This is a genomic window from Burkholderia sp. Bp9099, assembly GCF_003857805.1.
GTDB lineage: Bacteria > Pseudomonadota > Gammaproteobacteria > Burkholderiales > Burkholderiaceae > Burkholderia.
The window spans coordinates 114,064-135,839 of record NZ_QTPU01000004.1 but is presented as its reverse complement, the minus strand read 5'-3'; the positions used below and the strand labels follow the sequence as shown (position 1 = coordinate 135,839).

Annotated in this window: 19 protein-coding genes, 1 tRNA gene and 1 pseudogene; 11 read left to right on the top strand and 10 right to left on the bottom strand. The window is 68.0% G+C overall.

Annotation, left to right across the window (positions count from 1 at the left end; genetic code table 11):
* Window positions 1-168: 168 nt before the first annotated feature.
* From DIE17_RS05730 to DIE17_RS05720, 3 genes are all read left to right on the top strand, one after another.
* Entirely contained in the window at window positions 169-1,827 is a 1,659-nt protein-coding gene (locus tag DIE17_RS05730) for an MFS transporter (protein ID WP_124486914.1), read from the top strand.
* Window positions 1,828-1,951: 124 nt separating this feature from the next.
* Window positions 1,952-2,028, top strand: a tRNA-Met gene (locus DIE17_RS05725).
* A gap of 417 nt (window positions 2,029-2,445) precedes the next feature.
* Window positions 2,446-3,156 carry a hypothetical protein gene (locus DIE17_RS05720; protein ID WP_124522792.1) on the top strand — a complete coding sequence of 237 codons (711 nt, stop codon included), beginning with the start codon at window positions 2,446-2,448 and terminating at the stop codon, window positions 3,154-3,156.
* A gap of 110 nt (window positions 3,157-3,266) precedes the next feature.
* On the opposite strand, the gene DIE17_RS05715 is transcribed toward DIE17_RS05720, so the two are convergent.
* Window positions 3,267-4,241, bottom strand: coding sequence for a LysR family transcriptional regulator (locus DIE17_RS05715; RefSeq protein ID WP_044844527.1), 975 nt, complete (start codon window positions 4,239-4,241; stop codon window positions 3,267-3,269).
* Between the two features lie 197 nt (window positions 4,242-4,438).
* On the bottom strand, window positions 4,439-5,407 hold the full coding sequence (locus DIE17_RS05710) for a GlxA family transcriptional regulator (protein WP_124521075.1): 969 nt from the start codon (window positions 5,405-5,407) through the stop codon (window positions 4,439-4,441).
* A gap of 116 nt (window positions 5,408-5,523) precedes the next feature.
* Between DIE17_RS05710 and DIE17_RS05705 the strand changes: the two genes are divergently transcribed.
* Together DIE17_RS05705 and DIE17_RS05700 are read left to right on the top strand one after the other, a co-directional pair.
* Window positions 5,524-6,207 (top strand): DJ-1/PfpI family protein, encoded by a 684-nt coding sequence (locus DIE17_RS05705; protein WP_124521073.1) that lies wholly within the window; start codon window positions 5,524-5,526, stop codon window positions 6,205-6,207.
* A gap of 82 nt (window positions 6,208-6,289) precedes the next feature.
* Window positions 6,290-6,601 (top strand): cupin, encoded by a 312-nt coding sequence (locus DIE17_RS05700; RefSeq protein WP_124486910.1) that lies wholly within the window; start codon window positions 6,290-6,292, stop codon window positions 6,599-6,601.
* Window positions 6,602-6,644: 43 nt separating this feature from the next.
* Here the strand turns inward: DIE17_RS05700 and DIE17_RS05695 are convergent, their stop codons facing one another.
* The 4 genes from DIE17_RS05695 to DIE17_RS05680 all read right to left on the bottom strand — a co-directional run bounded on the left by DIE17_RS05695 (window position 6,645) and on the right by DIE17_RS05680 (window position 11,191).
* Window positions 6,645-6,929: a PAAR domain-containing protein gene (locus DIE17_RS05695; protein WP_044844531.1), complete on the bottom strand. Its 285-nt coding sequence runs from the start codon at window positions 6,927-6,929 to the stop codon at window positions 6,645-6,647.
* A gap of 127 nt (window positions 6,930-7,056) precedes the next feature.
* On the bottom strand, window positions 7,057-8,259 hold the full coding sequence (locus tag DIE17_RS05690; protein WP_124521071.1) for a porin: 1,203 nt from the start codon (window positions 8,257-8,259) through the stop codon (window positions 7,057-7,059).
* Window positions 8,260-8,373: 114 nt separating this feature from the next.
* Window positions 8,374-9,846, bottom strand: a complete 1,473-nt coding sequence (locus DIE17_RS05685) for an amidase (RefSeq protein ID WP_124920754.1) — start codon at window positions 9,844-9,846, stop codon at window positions 8,374-8,376.
* A 28-nt stretch (window positions 9,847-9,874) separates the two neighbouring features.
* Entirely contained in the window at window positions 9,875-11,191 is a 1,317-nt protein-coding gene (locus DIE17_RS05680) for an MFS transporter (protein WP_124486907.1), read from the bottom strand.
* A gap of 199 nt (window positions 11,192-11,390) precedes the next feature.
* Between DIE17_RS05680 and DIE17_RS05675 the strand changes: the two genes are divergently transcribed.
* Together DIE17_RS05675 and DIE17_RS05670 are read left to right on the top strand one after the other, a co-directional pair.
* Entirely contained in the window at window positions 11,391-12,308 is a 918-nt protein-coding gene (locus tag DIE17_RS05675) for a LysR substrate-binding domain-containing protein (RefSeq protein WP_044844534.1), read from the top strand.
* Window positions 12,307-12,627 (top strand): annotated as a pseudogene (locus DIE17_RS05670) (LysR substrate-binding domain-containing protein); the annotation flags it as partial. The gene DIE17_RS05675 and the pseudogene DIE17_RS05670, both read left to right, overlap by 2 nt.
* A 225-nt stretch (window positions 12,628-12,852) precedes the next feature.
* Here DIE17_RS05670 and DIE17_RS05665 read toward each other — a convergent pair.
* Window positions 12,853-13,245, bottom strand: a complete 393-nt coding sequence (locus tag DIE17_RS05665) for an MAPEG family protein (RefSeq protein ID WP_124521067.1) — start codon at window positions 13,243-13,245, stop codon at window positions 12,853-12,855.
* Window positions 13,246-13,665: 420 nt separating this feature from the next.
* On the opposite strand from DIE17_RS05665, the gene DIE17_RS05660 reads away from it, so the two are divergent.
* A complete protein-coding gene (locus DIE17_RS05660; RefSeq protein ID WP_124521066.1) occupies window positions 13,666-16,764 on the top strand; it encodes a transglycosylase domain-containing protein in 3,099 nt (1,032 codons plus the stop codon).
* 34 nt (window positions 16,765-16,798) lie between these two features.
* Here the strand turns inward: DIE17_RS05660 and DIE17_RS05655 are convergent, their stop codons facing one another.
* Entirely contained in the window at window positions 16,799-17,146 is a 348-nt protein-coding gene (locus DIE17_RS05655; RefSeq protein WP_124486903.1) for a GFA family protein, read from the bottom strand.
* Window positions 17,147-17,298: 152 nt separating this feature from the next.
* Between DIE17_RS05655 and DIE17_RS05650 the strand changes: the two genes are divergently transcribed.
* Window positions 17,299-17,544 carry a DUF1272 domain-containing protein gene (locus DIE17_RS05650; protein WP_124486902.1) on the top strand — a complete coding sequence of 82 codons (246 nt, stop codon included), beginning with the start codon at window positions 17,299-17,301 and terminating at the stop codon, window positions 17,542-17,544.
* Window positions 17,545-17,571: 27 nt separating this feature from the next.
* Here the strand turns inward: DIE17_RS05650 and DIE17_RS05645 are convergent, their stop codons facing one another.
* A complete protein-coding gene (locus tag DIE17_RS05645) occupies window positions 17,572-18,291 on the bottom strand; it encodes a FadR/GntR family transcriptional regulator (RefSeq protein ID WP_260426203.1) in 720 nt (239 codons plus the stop codon).
* A gap of 119 nt (window positions 18,292-18,410) precedes the next feature.
* Here DIE17_RS05645 and dgoD point away from each other — a divergent pair, with 119 nt between their 5' ends.
* The gene (gene dgoD / locus DIE17_RS05640) at window positions 18,411-19,559 is read left to right on the top strand and encodes a galactonate dehydratase (protein WP_044844540.1); all 1,149 of its coding nucleotides are present in this window, start codon (window positions 18,411-18,413) and stop codon (window positions 19,557-19,559) included.
* A gap of 139 nt (window positions 19,560-19,698) precedes the next feature.
* Here dgoD and DIE17_RS05635 read toward each other — a convergent pair whose 3' ends face one another.
* Window positions 19,699-20,631: a CopD family protein gene (locus DIE17_RS05635; RefSeq protein ID WP_124486900.1), complete on the bottom strand. Its 933-nt coding sequence runs from the start codon at window positions 20,629-20,631 to the stop codon at window positions 19,699-19,701.
* Window positions 20,632-21,008: 377 nt separating this feature from the next.
* Between DIE17_RS05635 and DIE17_RS05630 the strand changes: the two genes are divergently transcribed.
* The gene (locus DIE17_RS05630; protein WP_044844542.1) at window positions 21,009-21,773 is read left to right on the top strand and encodes a c-type cytochrome; all 765 of its coding nucleotides are present in this window, start codon (window positions 21,009-21,011) and stop codon (window positions 21,771-21,773) included.
* Window positions 21,774-21,776 lie beyond the last annotated feature (3 nt).

The following is a 21,776-nucleotide window of genomic DNA, read 5'->3' as shown; positions in this document are numbered from 1 at the left end:
CTGCCGCGACACGATCGGGGCACGAAACGGCCGATTCGGCGCGGGTTAACGTGCAGTCGTTTTGCGCCCGCGAGTCAGTGCGCCGTAAGTTTCCGTGCCAATAATCGTCGACAGGCCCGCCCACCCAAGGCGGCCACACATCTATATCAAGGGACTTGGAGACGATTCATGGCAACGTTAGGCGGGCAAATTTCGCACTCGCCGATGACGGGCGAAGAGAAGAAGGTGATCTTCGCGTCGTCGCTCGGCACCGTGTTCGAGTGGTACGACTTTTACCTGGCCGGCTCACTCGCGGCCTACATCAGCAAGAGCTTCTTCTCCGGAGTCAATCCGACCGCGGCATTCATCTTCACGCTGCTCGGCTTCGCGGCCGGGTTCGCCGTGCGTCCGTTCGGCGCGATCGTGTTCGGCCGGCTCGGCGACCTCGTCGGCCGCAAGCACACGTTCCTCGTGACGATCGTGATCATGGGCATCTCGACCTTCGTGGTCGGCTTCCTGCCCGGCTACGCATCGATCGGCATCGCGGCGCCCGTGATCTTCATCGCGATGCGGCTGCTGCAGGGCCTCGCGCTCGGCGGCGAGTACGGCGGCGCGGCGACCTACGTCGCCGAGCATGCGCCGGCGAACCGCCGCGGCTTCTACACCGCGTGGATCCAGACGACCGCGACGCTCGGCCTGTTCCTGTCGCTGCTCGTGATCCTCGGCGTGCGCACCTTCATCGGCGAGGAAGCGTTCGGCAGCTGGGGCTGGCGCGTGCCGTTCGTCGCATCGATCGCGCTGCTCGCGGTGTCGGTGTGGATCCGGCTGCAGCTGAACGAATCGCCGGTGTTCCTGCGCATCAAGGCGGAAGGCAAGACGTCGAAGGCGCCGCTGACCGAAGCGTTCGGCCAGTGGAAGAACCTGAAGCTCGTGATCCTCGCGCTCGTCGGCCTGACCGCCGGCCAGGCCGTCGTGTGGTACACGGGCCAGTTCTACGCGCTGTTCTTCCTCACGCAGACGCTGAAGGTCGACGGCGCCAGCGCGAACATCCTGATCGCGATCGCCCTCCTGATCGGCACGCCGTTCTTCCTGTTCTTCGGCTCGCTGTCGGACAAGATCGGCCGCAAGCCGATCATCCTCGCGGGCTGCCTGATCGCGGCGCTCACCTACTTCCCGCTGTTCAAGGCGCTTACGCACTACGCGAACCCGCAACTCGAACTCGCGACGCAGAAGGCGCCGATCACGGTCCTCGCCGATCCGGCCGCCTGCTCGTTCCAGTTCAACCCGGTGGGCACGTCGAAGTTCACGAACTCGTGCGACATCGCGAAGAGCGCGCTCGCGAAGGCCGGCCTGAACTACGAGAACGTCGCGGCACCGGCTGGCACGACCGCGCAGATCAAGGTCGGCGATACGGTGATCCCCGCGTATGACGGCAAGGCGGCCGACGCGAAGGCGCAAGGCGCGGCGTTCGACAAGACGCTCGCGTCGACGCTGAAGGCGGCCGGCTACCCGGCCAAGGCCGACCCGGCGCAGCTCAACTGGCCGATGACGATCGTGATCCTGACGATCCTCGTGATCTACGTGACGATGGTCTACGGCCCGATCGCGGCGATGCTGGTCGAGATGTTCCCGACGCGGATCCGCTATACGTCGATGTCGCTGCCGTATCACATCGGCAACGGCTGGTTCGGCGGCTTCCTGCCGGCGACCGCATTCGCGATCGTCGCGGCGAAGGGCAACATCTACTCGGGGCTCTGGTATCCGATCGTGATCGCGCTGGCCACGTTCGTGATCGGTGTGCTGTTCGTCAAGGAGACGAAGGACTCCAATATCTACGCGCAGGATTGAGGTCGGGTAGCGGGCGGCCACCGCGCCCGCTACACTGCCCGAACGGGCCGCCGGCAACTTTTTTCAGGGAAGATGAAAAAAGGTGTTGACAGCCCGGCGGCACATCAGCATAATTCAAGTCTTCGGCGAATTAGCTCAGTCGGTTAGAGCGACGGAATCATAATCCGCAGGTCCGGGGTTCGAGTCCCTGATTCGCCACCAAATGCGAAAAGCCGCTGTTCCGCAAGGATCAGCGGCTTTTTTCATTGCTCCGCGATCCGCGCGCGGCATCCATCGCCCTCCAGCCGACCACGCGGCGCCACGCACGCGACATCCAGCATCCGGTTCGCCCGAGTCGCGCATAGGCACGAGCGACCTCCGTCCTCCTCCTGCCAACCGAAATCCAGCGCCATTCATCACGCCGGGCCCATCCGTTCGGCCTCGCGAATCATCGTCGTCGACTACGTGCGTTACAGTGCGGTTCGAACGCCGAGCACCGACGGGCTCGCGGCCATCCCGATTTGATTCGAACCGAGGCAATCGGATCCGGTCGGCAACACAGATAACAACAATCCCATGACTGAACACAACGAATCGAAGCACGACCAGTCCGTTCGACGTACGCGAAAACCGTGGCTGGTGGCGGGCGTCGCGATCGCGGTCGCCGCATTTTTCGGCGCGCGCTTCATGACGACGCGAGACGATCTGGACAAGCGCACGATCGACGACATCCTGAAAGTCGCGCTCGCGGACAAGAACACCGCGCCAACGGACGCCTGCGTCGGCCTGGCCGGCGCCGAACTACCCGCGGACGTGAACGCGAAGGAATTGCTGAGAGTCGACGGTGTGGTGAGAAAGGACGTGCAGGCGTTGATCAACCGTGGCCTGATTACCGTGAAATTCAACGCGGGCCGGGGCAAGCCGACGATCAGAAATCCGGACTACGAGCCGCATGACACGAATGTCCCGCTGAGCCATATCGAGCTCACGCCGGCCGGCAAGGCGTTCTATCGGTACAGGGAATTCGAGAGCAAGGACGCGTCCGCTCCCGGCGGGAGTGTCCTGTACATGATCAATTTGTTCTGCGCGCACGTGACCTACGGCGGCGTCGAGAAATTCATCGAGCCGATGAAGAATCCGTTCGACGACAATCCGCACCTGGTTTCGTGGGTCAACTTCCTGTGGAAACCGGATCAGCATGCCACGCCGTGGCTGGCAGACCCGGACCTCATGGACTCCCTGTCGTTCTACCCCGAAAAGGATGGCTGGGCGCACAAGGGGATTCTCATCGAACGGGACGACAACGGACACTGGGCGCTCGGCGACAATCCGTACGCGATCCGCTGGTAGACGCACCATTGCGCGGCACGGCTCACCAGCCTAACGACCGATGAAGACGAGACGAGGCGTTCACGACCTCACTCATCTTCATCGTCAACGCCCGGCAGCGTACCGCCGCCCTAAGCGACCACCGCCCCGCGCTGGGCGTCGGGCACCTCCGCCCGCACCTTCCCCCGCCAGTTCTCCCCGCCCTCCAGCGCCGGCGTCGACTCGAACAGCTCCGCGATCCAGTCCGCGAACACGCGAACCTTCTGCGACAGATGCCGGTTGTGCGGATACACGATCGAGATCGGCTTGGGCTTCGGATTGCAATCGGGCAGCACCTCGACCAGCGTGCCGTCGCGCAGGTTCGGCAGCACCATGAACAGCGTCGGCTGGATCATCCCGAACCCTTCGACCCCGCACGTCACGTACGCATCCGAATCGTTCACGGTGACACTGCCGTTCATCCGCACCTCGACCGGCTTGCCCTCGATCATGAACACCCACGGAATCGCCCGCGCGCCGTGGCTCGCGCGGAAATTCACCGCATGATGGTCTGCCAGGTCGGCGATCTCCTGCGGCTCGCCGTGACGCGCGAGATAGTCGGGCGACGCGCAGGTCACGCGCTTGAGCATGCCGATCCGCCGCGCGACCATCGACGAATCTTCTAGCGGCCCGACCCGGATCATGCAGTCGATACCCTCCTCGACCGGATCCACGTAGCGGTCCGCCAGGCCGAGGTCGAGCGTGATGTCCGGATAGCGCTGCCGGAAGATCGACAGCGCCGGCAGCACGACGCGCCGCCCGAGCGAACTCGGCATGTGGACGCGCAGCACGCCGCTCGGCTTGCGGTTGCCGGTCTGGAAACTCGCGTCGGCTTCCGCGATCTCCGAGATGATCTTCACGCAGTGCTCGTAATACGCGGCGCCCTCCGGCGTCAGCGACAGCCGGCGCGTCGTCCGGTGCATCAGGCGCACGCCGAGCAGCGCCTCGAGATTCTGGATGATGGTCGTGACCGACGCGCGCGGCATCGCGAGCGTGTCGGCCGCGCGCGTGAAGCTGTTCGCGTCGACCACGCGGGTGAAAACTTCCATTGCCTGGATGCGGTCCATGCTGCGCCCCCTTCGAATCGCCAACGGAACAGAATAGAGCGCGCAACGCGCGCGGCACAAGCCCCCGCCCATTGTTCTCCTCGCCCGAATAGTCGCAGCGTTTCGGACTCGAAAGTGATCGCGATTCGCGCAGTTCCGAACGTCGACGGCTCCGTCCCCGGTTGCCACGCGCGGCATGCTCGCCGCGCACCGGCACGTTATCGCACGAACCGCTCGCGATAGCCCTGCGGCGACACGCCGAGCACGCGCACGAAACTGCGCCGCAGCGTCTCTTCCGAACCGAAGCCGCACCGCGTGGCGATCCGTTTGACGGGCCACGCGGTTTCGCCGAGCAAGCGCTGCGCGGCCTCGACGCGAATCTGTTCGACCGCGCGCGCGGGCGTGCGGCCGGTCCCCGCGCGGTAGTGCCGCACGAAGCTGCGTTCGCTCATGCTGACGCGCTCGGCGAGCGCCGGCACCGACAGGTCGGCCGTCAGGTGCTCGGCGATCCACGCATGCAGTTCGCCGAAACGGTCGTCGGTGCGCTGCATCGACAGCATCGCGCTGAACTGCGCCTGCCCGCCCGGCCGCTTCAGGAACACGACGAGTTCGCGCGCGACATCGAGCGCGATCGCCCGCCCGAGATCCTCCTCGACCAGCGCGAGCGCGAGATCGATGCCGGCCGTCACGCCGGCCGACGTCCACAGCGCGCCTTCGCGGATGAAGATCGGATCGGGCTCGACGCGCACGTTCGGATAGCGCGCGGCGAATTCGTCGCAGCGCGCCCAGTGCGTGACCGCGCGCCGCCCGTCGAGCAGGCCGGCCTCGGCGAGCAGGAACGCACCGGTGCAGACCGACGCGACACGTCGTGCGCGCTGCGCCTGCTGCCGGACCCAGCGCACCGTGCGCGCATCGCGCGACGCGGCCTGCACGCCCTTGCCGCCGGCCACGATCACCGTGTCGGGCCGCCCGGCCGAGCGCAGCGAATCGGCCATCACGACGAGCCCCGACGACGTCTCGACCGGCCCCGCCTCGGCGGCCACGACGCGCGGCGCATACGGCGCGGGCCGGCCGCACCCCTGCGCGAGTTCGTTGACGGAGGCGAACACCTGTAGCGGCCCGGTCACGTCGAGCAACTGCGCACGGGGGAACGCGAGGATCAGGATCGAGCGCGGAGCGGCTGGCATGGCGATTGGCTGAAAACGTGGGCGATCTGGCAATTTCGCCAAACACTACGCGCCTAGAATCGATCTGTCCATCGTGCGCCGGCCGCGGCGCCGCCCCTTCCCTTCGGAGTGTTCGCATGACCCTGCATATCGGCTTTCTCGTGTTTCCGGGTGTCCAGCAACTCGATCTCACCGGCCCGCACGACGTGCTCGCATCGCTGCCCGACGCGGCGGTTCATCTGGTCTGGAAATCGCGCGACACCGTCGCGTCGAGCAGCGGCCTCGCGCTCGCGCCGACCTGCACGTTCGACGACTGCCCGCCGCTCGACGTCATGTGCGTGCCCGGCGGAATCGGGATCAACGAGCTGCTGCTCGATGCCGAAACGATCGCGTTCGTGCAGCAGCGCGCGGCCGCCGCGCGCTACGTGACGTCGGTCTGCACGGGCGCGCTGCTGCTCGGCGTGGCCGGCCTGCTGCGCGGCCGCCGCGCGACGACGCACTGGGCGTTTCATGCGCTGCTCGCGCCGCTCGGTGCGGTGCCCGTGCGCGAACGCGTGGTGCGCGACGGCAACCTGATCACCGGCGGCGGCGTGACGGCCGGCATCGACTTCGCGTTGACGATCACCGCCGAACTGGTCGGCGACGAAGAGGCGCAGGCGATCCAGCTCGCGCTCGAATATGCGCCCGCGCCGCCGTTCGATGCAGGCTCGCCGGATACCGCGCCGGCATCGGTCCTGAAGCGCGTGACCGAGCGTTCGGCTGCGGGGCTCGAGAAGCGGAAGCAGACGATCGACGCGGCCTTGCGCGCGATGTCGCGCTGATCCCCGGTACACGGAAACCGGCGCGCGGACGTGCAGCCTGCCCGCGCTCCGCAGCCTTCACATTCACGGACCGGACCTACCGATGAACATCATCCGCAGCACCGCGTTCACCGCACAGCGCGCATGGGGCGCGCTGGACATCGCGAACCTGAACGGCATCACGGTCCGCCTGCACTGGACCGATCAGCCGTACCGGTGGCACGTGAACGACGGCGAGGAAGTCTTTGCGGTGCTCGACGGCCGCGTCGAGATGCGTTACCGCGAAGCAGGCATCGAGCACGCGACGGTGCTCGAAACGGGAGACGTCTTTCATGCGACGGTCGGCACCGAACACGTCGCGCATCCGCTCGGAGAAGCGCGCATTCTGGTGATCGAGACCGCAGGCAGCGTCTGACGACGGGCGGCGCGCCGCGCGCGTCGCACGGAGTCGACGGGCATCAGCCCGAGATGGTGCCCGTCCCCTGCGACGGGATCAGCTTCGGCTGCGGCGCGCACAGGCACTGGCACAGGTCGTGTTCGAGCGCGACGACCTTGCCCATCACGGTCATCGTCCGCTCGCCGCCATCGGAGACGATCACCCCCTGGGTCTTGCACGCGGCGCAGAACACCGGCGCGCCGAGATAGGCAAGCTCGCGGCCGTCGAACGACGAATTGGCGATCCCGTCGAGCACGACGCCGCCGTGATCGGTCGTGTCGCCCTTCAGAATGAATTTGCGGCTCATGGTTCGGCTCTCCCTCGGAAACGCCGCGCAGCGCGGCGTCGGGCCGCGTGCGGGCAGTCGGTATCCGCCCGTCGGTCGCGGGCGTTTCGCGAGGATATCACCGCGCAGCCGCTCGCCGTCTCCCTGATCAGAACTTGTGGCGCATGCCGATCCGCGCCTGGAACTGCCGGTCGTTCGCGGAGGCGCCGGGGCCGTTGATCGCCGCGACCGCCGCATGCCCGGTCGAGTCGGTGCCCGACGCACGCTGGAACACGGCGCTCACGTAGACGTCGGTGCGCTTCGACAGGAAATAGTCGAGCCCCGCGGCAACCTGGTGATACGTCGCGCCGTCGCGGCCGTCCACGCCGCCGCCGCGCGTGTAGTCGTACGCCACGCCGCCGAACAGGTAAGGCGTGAACTGATAGCGCACGCTCGCCTCGGCGTCGTTGAACACCGCGTTGCCGGACACGCCACCCGGATTCGGGCCGGACGACAGATCGCCGAGCTGGCGAAACGACGTGTTCGTGTACATCGCACCGAGCGTCACCGCGCCGATCGCATAGGTGCCGCCGAGCGCCACGACCTGCAACGTGCGCGCCGACGCATAGCCCGAATACACCGGCGACAGCATGTTGTTGCCCGGCACGCCGCCCACGGTCGGCGCGGGGCTGCCGGTCGTGCCGAAGAACGACACGTTCGGGTTGCGCGCATTCAGGTAGCCGGCCGCCACCGCGAGCGGCCCGCGCGTGTAGCCGGCCGTGGCCGACCACACCTGGTTGCGCGTCGTCGCGCCCGCCACGCCGCCGACCCCGTACATCGCGGCGACGCGCAACCCGCCGTAGTCGTTGCTGGTGAACTTGATCGCGTTGTTGGTCGAGTTCGCGTTGTTCACGTTGTCGAGGTCGCCGGGGTGCGCGACCATGTAGCCGCCGAACAGCGCAGCGGCCTCGAGCGGGCCGAGGAAGTCGACGTTGGTGTCGTACTGCCGCCCGAGCGTGACGGTGCCGAGCGGTCCCGACAGCCCGACGAACGCCTTCTTGCCGAAGATCAGCCCGCCCTGCCCGAGCTTGCCGGTGCTCGGATCGAACCCGTTCTCGAGCGTGAATACGGCCTTCAGCCCGCCGCCGAGATCCTCGCTGCCACGCAGCCCCCAGCGGCTCGCCTGCTGCACGCCGCCGAGCATCCGCAGCGCGGGCTTGCCGCTTGCCACGCCGTTCGCGCCGGTCACCGCGACGTTGCTCGAGTAAGTCAGCCCTTCATCGATAATGCCGTACAGCGTGACGCTGCTCTGTGCGTGCGCCGCACCCGCGATCAGCGCGACGCCCGCGCCTGCCAACAGCCGTTGTTTCATCGAGAGATCTCCATTGCGCGGGTCGAATGGCCAAACGCTGGCGTGCGCGCCCCCCGCAGGCGCGCGGCCTGCCGGCACGGACCGGAACGGTCCGCTATCAGCCGGGAAAAGTGGTCAGCGCAGCGCGTCGGCGACGACGGGCGGCAGCGTCCGGCGACTGCCGGCCGCGACTTCGTACGCATGGCCGAACTGGAGCACGCCCCAGTCGTCGCGGTAGCGGCCGACGATCTGCATGCCGATCGGCAAGCCGGTCGCGGAGAAACCGCACGGCACGGACAGGATCGGCGCCTCGGTCGACGACAGCAGCCAGCACACGCGCATCCAGTCGATGTAGGTCGTGTTCGCGATACCGCGCACATCGGCGGGCACGCGCAGCGCGGCGTCGAACGGCATCACCTGCGTCGTCGGCAGCAGGTAGAACGCATAGCGCTGCATGAACGCACGCATCCGGTCGAACAGCCGTGTCTTGCGCACGAACATGCGGCCGAGATCCGCGGCCGAGAGCGACCGATGCAGCCGGTATTCGTCGAGGAGTTCGGGCTTCAGCGCGGCACGCTGCCGTTCGTCGAAGCCGTCGACCAGCGTGCCGATCATCCAGGCACGCTCGATGCGGAATACTTCTTCGGCTTCCGAAAGATCGGGATCGTCGAATTCGACTTCGCAGCCGAGCGACGCAAACACGCGCGCCTGCGCATCGACGGCGCGCCGGATCTCCGGATCGACCGGCACGCCGGGCAAGCCGCGCGACATCGCGATGCGCGTGCCGCGGAAATCGCGTTCGAGCGGCTGCGCGAAGCGCGCGCCCGGCTCCGCGATTTCATTCGCGGTTTCGCCGCTCGGCCCGGCGATCGCGGACAGCAGCAGCGCGGTGTCGGCGACGTCGCGCGCCATCGGCCCGTCGACGCCGAGCGTCGCCCAGCCGTTCAGGTCCGGCGCGCGCGGCACGCGGCCCGGCGACGGCCGCAGCCCGACCACGCTGTTCCACGCGGCCGGGTTGCGCAGCGAGCCGCCCATGTCGCTGCCGCACGCGAGCGGATTCATCCCGCAGGCGAGCGCCGCGGCAGCGCCGCCGCTGCTGCCGCCCGCGGAACGCGTCAGGTCCCACGGGTTGCGGGTCGCGCCGAACACCGCGTTGAACGTATGCGAGCCGGCGCCTAACTCCGGCGTGTTCGACTTGCCGATCATCAGCGCGCCGGCACTCGCGCAGCGGCGCACGATCAGCGCGTCGTGCTGCGGCACGTGATCGGCGAACAGCGGCGAGCCGAAGGTCGTGCGCACGCCGCGCGTCGCGGTCAGGTCCTTCTGCGACACCGGCAGCCCGTGCAGCGGCCCCAACCATTCGCCGCGCGCCCAGCGTGCGTCGATCTTGCGTGCGCGGGCACGCAGCGCATCGGGATCGACGACAGTGACGAGCGCGTTCACGCGCGGGTTGACCGTCGCGATGCGCGCGAGATGCGCATCGAGCAGGTCGCACGCGCTGATCTGCCGCGCCTTCAGCAGATCGAGCATGGTGCGTGCGGGCAGGTCGCACAGGTCGCCGGCGGCAACGTCGGCCGGCGACGACGAAAACGAAACGGTGGTGGTCATGGGGCGAATGGAAGAAAAGGAAGATCGGTCAGTCATCCTGAGCGCTTCGATCGGACGCAAACGCGAGCGCGACGAGCGACAGCACGCCGCAGACGATCACGTACCACGCCGGCGCGGCCGGATTGCCGGTTGCCCCGATCAGCCAGGTGACGATGAACTGCGCGAAGCCGCCGAAGATCGACACGCCGCCCGCATACGCGATCGACAGCGCGGTCGCCCGCGTGCTCTTCGGAAACAGTTCCGCGAGGATCACGCCGTTCGCGCCGGCATTGATCGAGTGCAGCGCGGCGAGCAGCATCACGACCGCGTACATCGTCGCGATCGACGGCACCGCGCGGATCAGCCAGAAGCCCGGCAGGATCAGCACGGTCAGCGCCACGCGCGTCCACAGTGCGACGCGCTTGCTGCCGGTGCGGTCCGACAGCCGTCCGCCGATCGGCGCGGCGACGAACATCACCGCACCGGACAGGATTCCGCACCACAGCGCGGTATCCATCGGCAGGTGCAGCACGCGGATCGCGTACGTCGACATGTAATAGAGGACGATGAAGTGCGCCGCGGTGCCGCCGACCACGAGGCCGAGCGCGGTCAGCACGGCGCCGCCGTCGCGCCGCAGCACGGTGCCGAGTACCGCGGACGAGCGCCGCGCGGCCGCGGCCGGCGCGTGCTGCTCGATCGCATTGAAGCGCGCGCGCAGATACAGGCCGACCGGCGCGATCAGCACGCCGGCGAGGAACGGCACGCGCCAGCCCCACGATTCGAGCGCGGCGGGGGCGAGGAAATGCGACAGCAGGAAGCCGACGAACGAGCCGGCCAGCGCCGCGGCGCCCTGGCTCGCGAACTGCCAGCTCGTGTAGTAGCCGCGCTCGCCGGGCGGCGCGCGTTCGGCGAGCAGCGACGTCGACACGCCGACCTCGCCGCCGGCCGAAAAGCCCTGCAGCAGCCTGGCGAGCACGACCAGCACGGGCGCCGCGATGCCGATCTGCGCATAGGTCGGCAGAATGCCGATCATCCCGGTGCCGAGCGCCATCGTGACGAGCGTGAGGTTCATCGCCGGCACGCGGCCGAAGCGGTCGGCCACGAGCCCGATCACGACGCCGCCGACCGGCCGCGCGATGAAGCCGACGCCGAACGTCGCGACCGACATCAGCAATTGCTGCTGCGCGGACGCGGCCGGAAAGAACAGTTTGCCGAGCAGCACCGCGAAAAAGCTGAACACGGTGAGATCGAAGAATTCGAGGCCGTTGCCGATCGTGATCGCGACGATCAGCTGGCGATTGGACGGGGATGCGGCAACGTCGCCGACATGCCCGCCGAACATGCTGTCCGCTCGGGGCGCCTTCATGAAGATGAGTCTCCGTACTGGTTATGCGGGTCTGGTGCGCGGCCCGTTCGACGGCCTGCGCATGCAGTCTAGGCATTCAAAATACGCAGCCCGGAGCGACATTTTCCGATCGTGATAACGCCCGGTTATCGCGTGCTTTTCGCGCGCCGCCGCGGTGTAGGATGCGAAGGTCGCCACTGCCGCCGCGCCCTGCCACGCCGTGAAACACCACCAGCTCCGGGCGCTTGCCGCCATCGCCGAACACGGCAGCCTGCGCGCCGCCGCGCGCGCGATCCACCTGTCGCAGCCCGCGCTCACGAAGGCGATCCGCGAACTCGAGCAGGACCTCGGCGTGCCGCTCGTCACGCGCAACGCGCGCGGCGCGCAGCTCACGCGCTTCGGGCAGGCCGTCTATGCGCGTGCGCGCCTGATCCTCGCGGAGATGCAGCACGCGCGCGACGACGTGATCCAGCTTTCAGGCGGCAAGGAAGGCGCGCTCGCGTGCGCGCTGACGCCGCTGATGTCGCTCGGTTTCCTGCCGGCCGCGCTCGACGCGTTTCGGCAGCGGATGCCGACGATCCGCCTCGACGTGCGCGAAGGCTTTCTCGACACGGCGCTGCCGCGCCTGCGCGACGGCTCGCTCGACTTCGTGATCGCGATCGTCGATGCGACGCGGCTGTCACCCGAATTCACGTTCCGGCCGCTGCTCGAATCGGAGCTGATCCTGATGACGCGCGCGAGCAATCCGCTGCGCCACTGCACGTCGCTCGCGCAGCTGCAGGATGCGCAGTGGGTGCTGAACACGTCGCCGGAAAGCATCGGCCGGCTGCTGCAGAACGTGTTCGTCGCGCACGGCTACCGGGCGCCGCAGCCGATCGTCGAATGCACCTCGTTCAGCGCGGCGTTCTCGCTGTCGGTGCACACCGACACCGTGTCGTGCGTGCCGAAGCATTTCATGGAAGTCGACTGGATCCGGGAGCGGATGGTCACGATCGACGTGAAGGAGACGATTCCGACCGTGTCGGCCGGCGTGCTGACGCGCCGCGACGCGCTCAACACGGTCGCGTGCGACTACCTGATCCACTGCTTCGTCGAGGCCGTGCGGCGGCACGATCCCGCGAAGCTTCTGTGGCGATAGCGACGCCGGTCATCTGTACCTCGCCCAGATCCGGCACGTAATCGAGGAAATCGACCGCGTCGAGGAAACGATCGCGTCGATGCACCACGAGCCCAACAACATCGGGCTGATCCGCAACTGGGCGCTCGCCGGCATGGGCATCGCGGTGCTGCCGGACTTCCTCGCCGCACCGGATCTCGCCGCCGGCCGGCTGCGCGAACTGCTCGCCGACTATCGGCTCGAGGAACTCGAGATGAACGTCGTATACCCGAGCCGGCGCCATTTTCCTCGCAACGCGCGGCTTTTCATCGATCACCTGATCGATCATTTCGTCAGGTGAATGAAAGGCTGTAATCACGCGCCATTTTTACCAACGCCGGCGTCGCCGTACGACCAGCGCCTCGGTTATTCGATGCTTCCCGCATTCCAGCAGCAGCTGCTCGCGCGCGGCTTCGTCATCGGCAAGCAGGTGCGCGATTCGGGCGTGCGACCAGCTGATCCACTGCTTCGTCGAGGCCGTGCGGCGGCACGATCCCGCGAAGCTGCCATGGCGACAGCGACCTGCTCAGACGAACAGCGCGACGCATAGCGCGGCGCCGCACAGATACGTGCCGAGCGCGCCGATGAAACGCAGGGGATTCGGCCTCGCCATGGTCGGCCATGCGAGCAATCCGATCACGAGCAGGCAGCGGCACACGGTTGCCGCGACGATCAACGAGACGATCGCGCGCGATGGGTCGTGTGCGCCGAAATAGAGAAACAGCACCGCGAGAAACGGTGCGTATTCGGCCGTGTTGCCATGCGCGCGCACGATCTTGTGCAATCCGTCGGTCGGATCGGACGCACACCCGGAATTGGTGGTACGCCGGAAGCGCGTGACGGACACGACCAGGCCGAGCCCGAACAGCATCAACCCCAGGATCGCCGTGCAAACGAGCGCGACGGGATGAATCGACATGGCACCCCCGGCGAAAACGGACATGCGCCGCATATCCGGCGATCGTACCTGCGGCCCGTGCATCCGGCTATCTCGGAAATTCGTAGCTTCGTCGCGCATCGCGCCATGACTTCGGCAATACGATCGGACCCGATTTGTCGCGATTTCGCAATGCACAAGGCCGGTGCGTAAAACGATCGGCGCGATCGGCACGGCCCCCCTCGTCGCCGTTGACACACGCGGGCACGCGAGCGGAACGCGCAAACGTTACGTCACGGCGACACGCGCCACCCGACCACCGGCCGGTTCCCGCATGTCACAGGCATGCGCGTTGCGCCGACGCATCTCGGTAGTGAACCACCCTTGGCAGCCCGCTGCGGAGGACTACACTAATCCTTAATGGGGTGCGGCCGGAGCCTGCGCCTTCAGGGAGACGCCGCTATGAATCGGCCGCTGAATCGCATCCTGCCGCGCGTGACCGGGAGTGCATCGGTCTGGACGTGGATCAAGTGGTCCTTGCTCGCCGCACTGGTGATCGCGGTGGCGATCATCGCCCGGCTCGTGATGACCGAGTTCGAGACGTCGCGCCTGCAGGCGCGCTACCTGTCCGAGCTCACCCGCGACATCGGCTATACCGTCGAGGCGGGCGCGAGCGATCACATCCGCTTCCCCGTCAACGGGCCGTACGACCAGCGCCTCGGCTATTCGCTGCTTCCCGCGTTCCAGCAACATCTGCTCGCGCGCGGCTTCGTCATCGGCAAGCAGGCGCGCGATTCGGAACGGATGCTGTCGCTCGCCGATCGCGGCCTGTTCCTGCCTTACGAAGAGAAAGACCAGGCCGGGCTGATGCTGTTCGACTCGACCGGCTCGCCGCTGTTCGCGACCGTGTTCCCGCAACGCGTGTACGCCGACTTCGACACGGTGCCGCGCGTCGTCGCCGATTCGCTGCTGTTCATCGAGGATCGCTACCTGCTCGACGCGAACCAGCCGAACCGCAACCCGGCGATCGACTGGGGCCGCTTCGGCCGCGCGCTCGCCGACCAGGCGCTGCACGTCGTCAACCGTCATCAGGCACGCCCGGGCGGCAGCACGCTCGCGACGCAAATCGAGAAGTTCCGCCATTCGCCGGACGGCCGCACCGCGACGCCGCCGGAGAAGCTGCGGCAGATCGCGTCCGCGTCGATCCTCGCATACATGAACGGCCCGCAGACGATGCTCGCGCGCCGCGCGATCGTCGTGCGCTACCTGAACTCGGTACCGCTCGCCGCGCGGCCGCACGTGGGAGAAATCACCGGCATCGGCGACGGTCTCGCCGCGTGGTACGGCCGCGACTTCAACGACGTGAACCGCATCCTGTCCGCGCCGACGACCGGCGACAACGTCGACGAACAGGGCAAGACGTTCCGCGAAGTGCTGTCGCTGATCATCGCGCAGCGCGCGCCGTCGTACTTCCTGAATCGCGGCTATCCGGCGCTGCAGAAGCTGACCGACAGCTATCTGCGGCTCCTGTCGAACGGCGGCGTGATCTCGCCCGCGCTGCGCGATGCGGCGCTTGCCGCGCAGATCGAACGCAGCGCGCCGCCGACCGCCGCGCACGTGCAGTCGTTCGTGTCGCGCAAGGCCGTGTCGTCCGCGCGCGCGTCGCTGCTGTCGGCACTCGGGATCAGCGACCTGTACCAGCTCGACCAGCTCGACCTGGAAGCCACCAGCACGCTCGACAACGGCGTGCAGCAGGCGGTCGCCGAACGGCTCGCGAAGGCGTCGACCCGCGACGGCGCGCAGGCCGCCGGCCTGTACGGCTTCGAGATGCTCGCGCCGAAGGACGACCCGTCGCACCTCACGTACAGCTTCACGCTGTACGAGCATCGCAACGGCGCGAACATGCTGCGCGTGCAGACCGACAGCGTGAACCAGCCGTTCGACGTGAACCGCGGCGGCCGCATCAACCTCGGCTCGACCGCGAAGCTGCGCACGCTGATCACCTACCTGCAGATCGTCTCCGACCTGCATGCGCGCTACGGCAACCTGTCGAACGCGCAACTCGCGAAAGTGAAGCCCGACCCGCTCGACGGGCTGTCGCACTGGGCGCTCGACTACCTGTCGCATACGCGCGACCGCTCGCTGCAGGCGATGCTCGACGCGTCGGTCGAACGCAAGTACTCGGCGAGCCCCGACGTGTTCTACACGGGCGGCGGCGCGCAGGTGTTCTCGAACTTCGAGAAATCGGACAACGGCCGCATCCTGACGCTGCATACGGCGTTCGAGCACTCCGTCAACCTCGTGTTCGTGCGGCTGATGCGCGACATCGTCCATTACGAGATGCTGCAGGCGGCCGGCCCGTCGTCGTCGTGGCTCGACGATCCGGCGCAGCGCAAGCATTACCTCGAGCAGTTCGTCGACGGCGAAAGCCAGGTCTACGTGAAGCGCTACTACACGCGCTATGCGGGCAAGGCGCCCGACGATGCGCTCGCGCTGCTGCTGCAGACCGTGCGCAAGTCGCCGCCGAAGATCGCGACGGTGCTGCGCAGCGTCGCGCCGAACGAATCGCTCGCGTGGTTCGATGCGCAGATGCGCGCGCAGCTGAAAGGCACGCCGGCCGCGACGCTGTCGGACGACGATCTCGCCGCGCTCTACGCGAAATACGCGATCGACCGCTTCAACCTCAACGATCGCGGCTATATCGCGAGCGTCCACCCACTCGCGCTGTGGACGCTCAACTACCTGCGCGCCCACCCGAACGCGTCGCTCGCCGAGGTCCGGCGCGACAGCCGCGATGCGCGCTTCTACACGTACTCGTGGCTGTACAAGACGCGCTACCACGCGACCCAGGACCGGCGCATCCGCCGCATGGTCGAGCTGCGCGCGTATGCGGAAATCACGAAGGCGTGGCGCGCACTCGGCTACCCGTTCGAGGAAGTCACGCCGTCCTACGCGGCCGCGATCGGCGCATCGGGCGACCAGCCCGACGCGCTCGCGAAACTGATCGGCCTGATCGCGACCGGCGGCCGAAAGGCGCCGACCGAGACGATCACGCGCCTCGACTTCGCGAAGGGCACGCCGTACGAAACGCGCTTCGTGCGCGCGGCCGCGCAGCCGCAGCCGATGCTGTCGCCGGAGATCGTCAACGTGGCGCGCACGCTGCTGCGCGACGTCGTGCTGAACGGCACGGCGCGGCGCCTGTCGGGCGGCTTCACGCTGCCCGACGGCAAGACGCTGCAGGTCTACGGCAAGACCGGGACGGGCGACCAGCGCTTCAATGTCTACGCGCGCGGCGCGCGGCTGATCGAGTCGCGCAAGGTCAATCGCAGCGGCACGTTCGTGTTCGTGCTCGGCGACCGCTTCTTCGGCGTGCTGACGGCGACCGCGCACGAGCCTTACGCGGCGCGCTACGACTTCACGAGCGCGATGGCCGTGCAGTTGCTGAAGTCGATGGCGCCGGCGCTCGCGCCGCTGATCGAACGCCCGGCCGCGGCCGGCACGCGCACGACGGGCCCCGCGCCGCAGGCGGAAACGCCGGCGCCGCAGGTCGAGCCGTCCTGACGGCGGCCCGCGCGCTCATGCAACGACGCGCCGCTCAGTGCGAGCGGCCGTCGTAGTGCGTGACGGGCAGCGCATCGAGATCGACATCCTCGAGGCATCGCACGTTGATCGCGGCCATCGCGGTGCCGTCCGGATGGGTCCCCTCGGCGAACGTGTGGATCCCGCAGCGCTTGCAGAAGCGATGGCGGATCACGTGCTTGTTGAACAGGTAGGTGGCGAGATTGTCGTCGGGCGTGAGGAGTGTCATGTGATCGCGCGGCACGAACCACATCAGCGCGCCCTTGCGCCGGCAGATCGAGCAGTTGCAGGCCATCACGCCCTGCAGGTCGCCTTCCGCCTCGAACTTCACGTCGCCGCAATGACAGCTTCCGTGATAAAGCATGGTCGTCTCCCGGGGCGGCCCGTGCGCGTCGGCGGTATCCGGGCGGACACCGTTGGCCAGGCCAGTCCAAACGCGTACAGTAGCGCTCGCATGCGCCGCACGCAACGTCCGGCGGCGCCCGTCCCGACCCTCTCCGACCAAGGAAAATCGTCATGCTCGAACTGCGCCCCGGCTGCGAATGCTGCGACAAGGACCTGCCGCCCGATTCGGCGGAGGCGCGCATCTGTACGTTCGAATGCACCTTCTGCGCGACCTGCGCCGACGACGTGCTGAAGGGCCGCTGCCCGAACTGCGGCGGCGACCTGGTCGCGCGTCCGCGGCGGCCGGCGAGCCTGCTCGCGAAGTACCCGCCATCGACGGAGCGCATCGTCAAGCCGGGCGGCTGCGCGAACGCCTGACGGCGCCGCACCGCCCGTCCCTTTCCGTCACGCCATCTCGATCCGCGCGCGCGTCACCGCGAGCAGCGACGCCATCGCGCGGCGCGCGCCGTCCTCGTCGCGCACGCGGATCGCATCGCTGACGGCAACGTGCTCGGCGAGCGATGCATTGTAGACGTGCGCCCGGCGCGCGTTCAGATGCAATTGCGCTTCCAGCGTGCGGTCGATCAGCGCGCCGAGCGGCACCAGCAGTTCGTTGCCACCGGCCTCCAGCACGCTCAGGTGAAAACGCAGGTCCGCACGCACCCACTCGTCGACGTTGCGCGCGGCGGCCATCGCGCGCGCCGCACCATCGATCGCATCGAACGCTTCGGGCGTATGCGTGCGAGCAGCCAGCGCGGCCGCATGCGGCTCGATCATCTCGCGCATTTCCTGCAGCTTCAGCGCGAACGCGAGCGGCGGCGCGACGCGCGCGTACCAGTCGAGCAGGTCGGCGTCGAGCAGGTTCCATGCGCGGCGCGGCCGCACGCGCGTGCCGACCTTCGGCCGCGATTCGACCAGTCCCTTCGACGTCAGCGTGCGCAGCGCCTCGCGCAGCACCGTGCGGCTCACCCCGAACATCGCCATCAGGTCCGGCTCGCGCGGCAGCAGCGACTCGGGCGGATAGTCGCCCCGCAGGATCGCCGTCGCCAGCCGGAAGGCCGTCTGTCCATGCAGGTCGCGTTGAATGATCGTTCTCCGGTGATGGGCAACGCCGCGGCTGCCCACTATCTGCACAATAGTGCTATTAATACTATTTTTTAACGCGCTACGCTAGGATCGTCGTCACGTACTCGACCGGCGCCGCGTCCGCACGTCCGCGCCGGTCCACCCTGGAGACAAGCGACATGAAAATCACCCGCCTCGAAACCTTCGTCGTCCCGCCGCGCTGGCTGTTCCTCAAGATCGAGACCGACGAGGGCATCGTCGGCTGGGGCGAGCCGATCGTCGAGGGCCGCGCACACACGGTCGAGGCCGCGGTGCAGGAACTCGCCGACTACCTGGTCGGCCGCGACCCGCTGCTGATCGAGGATCACTGGCAGGTGATGTACCGCGCCGGCTTCTACCGCGGCGGCCCGATCACGATGAGCGCGATCGCGGGCGTCGACCAGGCGTTGTGGGACATCAAGGGCAAGCATCACGGCGTGCCCGTGCATGCACTGCTCGGCGGCCAGGTGCGCGAGCGCATCAAGGTGTATTCGTGGATCGGCGGCGACCGGCCGAGCGACGTCGCGAACAATGCACGCGCAGTGGTCGAGCGCGGCTTCAAGGCGGTGAAGATGAACGGCTCCGAAGAGCTGCAGATCGTCGACACCTACGACAAGGTCGAGCAGGTGATCGCGAACGTCGCGGCGGTGCGCGACGCGGTCGGCCCGCACGTCGGGATCGGCGTCGACTTCCACGGCCGCGTGCACAAGCCGATGGCGAAGGTGCTCGCGAAGGAGCTCGATCCGTACAAGCTGATGTTCATCGAGGAGCCGGTGCTGTCGGAGAACGCCGAGGCGCTGCGCGACATCGTCAACCAGACCAACACGCCGATCGCGCTCGGCGAGCGGCTCTACTCGCGCTGGGACTTCAAGCACATCCTCGCGGGCGGCTACGTCGACATCATCCAGCCCGACGCGTCGCACGCGGGCGGCATCACCGAGTGCCGCAAGATCGCGACGCTCGCGGAAAGCTACGACGTCGCGCTCGCGCTGCACTGCCCGCTCGGCCCGATCGCGCTGGCCGCATGCCTGCAGCTCGACGCGGTCAGCTACAACGCGTTCATCCAGGAACAGAGCCTCGGCATCCACTACAACCAGGGCAACGACCTGCTCGACTACCTGCGCAACCCCGAGGTGTTCCGCTACGAGGACGGCTTCGTCGCGATCCCGCAGGGCCCGGGGCTCGGCATCGACGTCAACGAGGAGAAGGTGCGCGAGATGGCGAAGACGGGCCACCGCTGGCGCAACCCGGTGTGGCGCCACGCGGACGGCAGCGTCGCCGAGTGGTGATGCCGAGGTGAGATGAGACGCGTTGCGCGGCGGGCATGCCGCGCATCGGCTTCGAGACGGCCGCCCGGCAGGCGGCCGTTCTTGCATCCGCAGCACGCGGCGCGCGGGCACCCGGCCCTGCGCCGCGCCGAGCCGGCCGTCAGCCGAGCGCCGCGAACCCCGGCACGCAGGACGCCAGCACGGCGGCCGCGACGAACACGCCGATCATCGTCAGCGCCTCGAGATGCAGGATGTTGCGGAACGTGTGCGCATCCTCGGTCGACGCGGTACGGCGCAGGCGCGGCAGCGCGGAGAAGCGGTTCAACCCGCCGAGCACGAGCGCGAGCGCGACGAGCAACAGCTTGAGCAGCAGCACGCGCCCCCACGTGCTGCCGTCGAGCGGCGCGAGCGCGCCGCCGAGCCCGCGCAGTGCATTGAGCACGCCCGTGCCGAGCACGAAGACGACCGCGATCACCGACGTACGCGACAGGTGCTGGCCGATCCGGATCAGCGCGCCGCGCGCGACCGACGAGCCGAGCACCGGCAGCACCGCGAGCCCGCCCGCGAGCACGAGGCCGCCCCACACCGCGGTGGCGAGCAGGTGCAGCGTCTGCACGCCGACCGCCGCGGACAGCAGGCCGGTATCGGCCGCATGGCCGAGCGACGCCTTGCCGCCCGCGACCACGATCACCGCGAGCCACAGCACCGCGTGCGCGACCGGGCCGTCCGGCTTCGCGAGCGCGACGATCGCGAGCGCCACGGCGCCGGCGAACGCGACGCTCCACGCGAAGCCCGCGTGGGTCTGCGCGAGCATGACGGGAATCGCGGCGAACGCACCGCCGAGCCCCGCGCCGCTCATCGCCGCGGCTTCGTACACGAGCCAGCCGAGATCGGCGAGCACGAGCGCGAGCGCCGCCGCGACCAGCGAATGTTGCGCGCGCAGCCATGCGGGATGCGACGGCGCGACGACCGGCCGCGCGCCGTCCTTGCCGAGCCACGCCTTGAGCAGCGCCGAGCCGACCGCCATCGCGAACGTCGCGTCCATCAATGCCGCCAGCGCGACCTGCCCGATCCACAAGCTGTCTATCCTCATCGCGCGCACCCTCCCGGGAACGGCCGGCCGGCGGCGCGGCGGCAAGTGGAACGACAGCGGGAAGACGGCAACGGCACGGTAAGGAACGTCATCGATGAATCCGGAAACGGGAGAAATGACTGGATCTGCGGCGGAGGCGGCGCCGCGCGACCCGCGAGTGTACGGTCTTCGATGGTCAAAGCGCACGCCGGTTCACACGATGCGTGCAGATAGCGCGTCAAATTGTCGCAAGTCGTAAACAGGCAGGAACCGATGACCTTTTGCCAAATAGCCGTCATTACCCATCGATGATAGAATGCCGCGTCGCAGCAGCCCGGCTGTCCTGCCGTCCATGCGCCGAGCCGATCGTAGCCCGGACAGGTCCCCGACGAATAAACATGGAGTCTCGTGTGTCTTCAAGACGCCTCTTCCGTCCGTTGCTTGCCGTTCTCCTGATCGGTGGCGCGGGCCTTATGAGCGCTGCCCAAGCGCAGACCAAGCCCACGGAGCAAGCGCACGCCCAGCAGGCGCCGCTCAAGGCACCCGATACGATGGCCGAGCGTGTGCGCGGCTGTACCGCATGTCACGGCGTTCACGGCCAGGGCACGGACAACGACTATTTCCCGCGTCTTGCCGGCAAGCCGGCGGAGTACCTGTACAACCAGCTCGTCAACTTCCGTGATGGCCGGCGCAAGTACCCGCCGATGAACTATCTGCTGACCTACCTGAACGACGATTACCTGAAGGAAATCGCCGAGCACTTCTCGGCCGAACGTCCGCCGTACCCGACGCCGGCCAAGCCGACGCTGCCGGCTGCCACGCTCGCGCGCGGCAAGCAGCTCGTCACGCAAGGCGATCCGTCGCGCAAGCTGCCGGCCTGCGTGGCCTGCCACGGCGCAGGGCTGACCGGCATGCAGCCGGCGATCCCGGGCCTCGTCGGCCTGCACGCCGATTATCTGAGCGCACAGCTCGGCGCATGGCGCTCGGGCAACCGCCACGCGAAGGCACCGGATTGCATGCACGACATCGCCGCGAAGCTTTCCGACGAAGACGTGACGGCCGTGACCGCATGGCTCGCCGCGCAACCGGCGCCCGCCAACCCCGTGCCGGCACCGGCGCGTTCGATGAAGACTCCGCTCGCCTGCGGCAGCGAACCGCAATAAGGC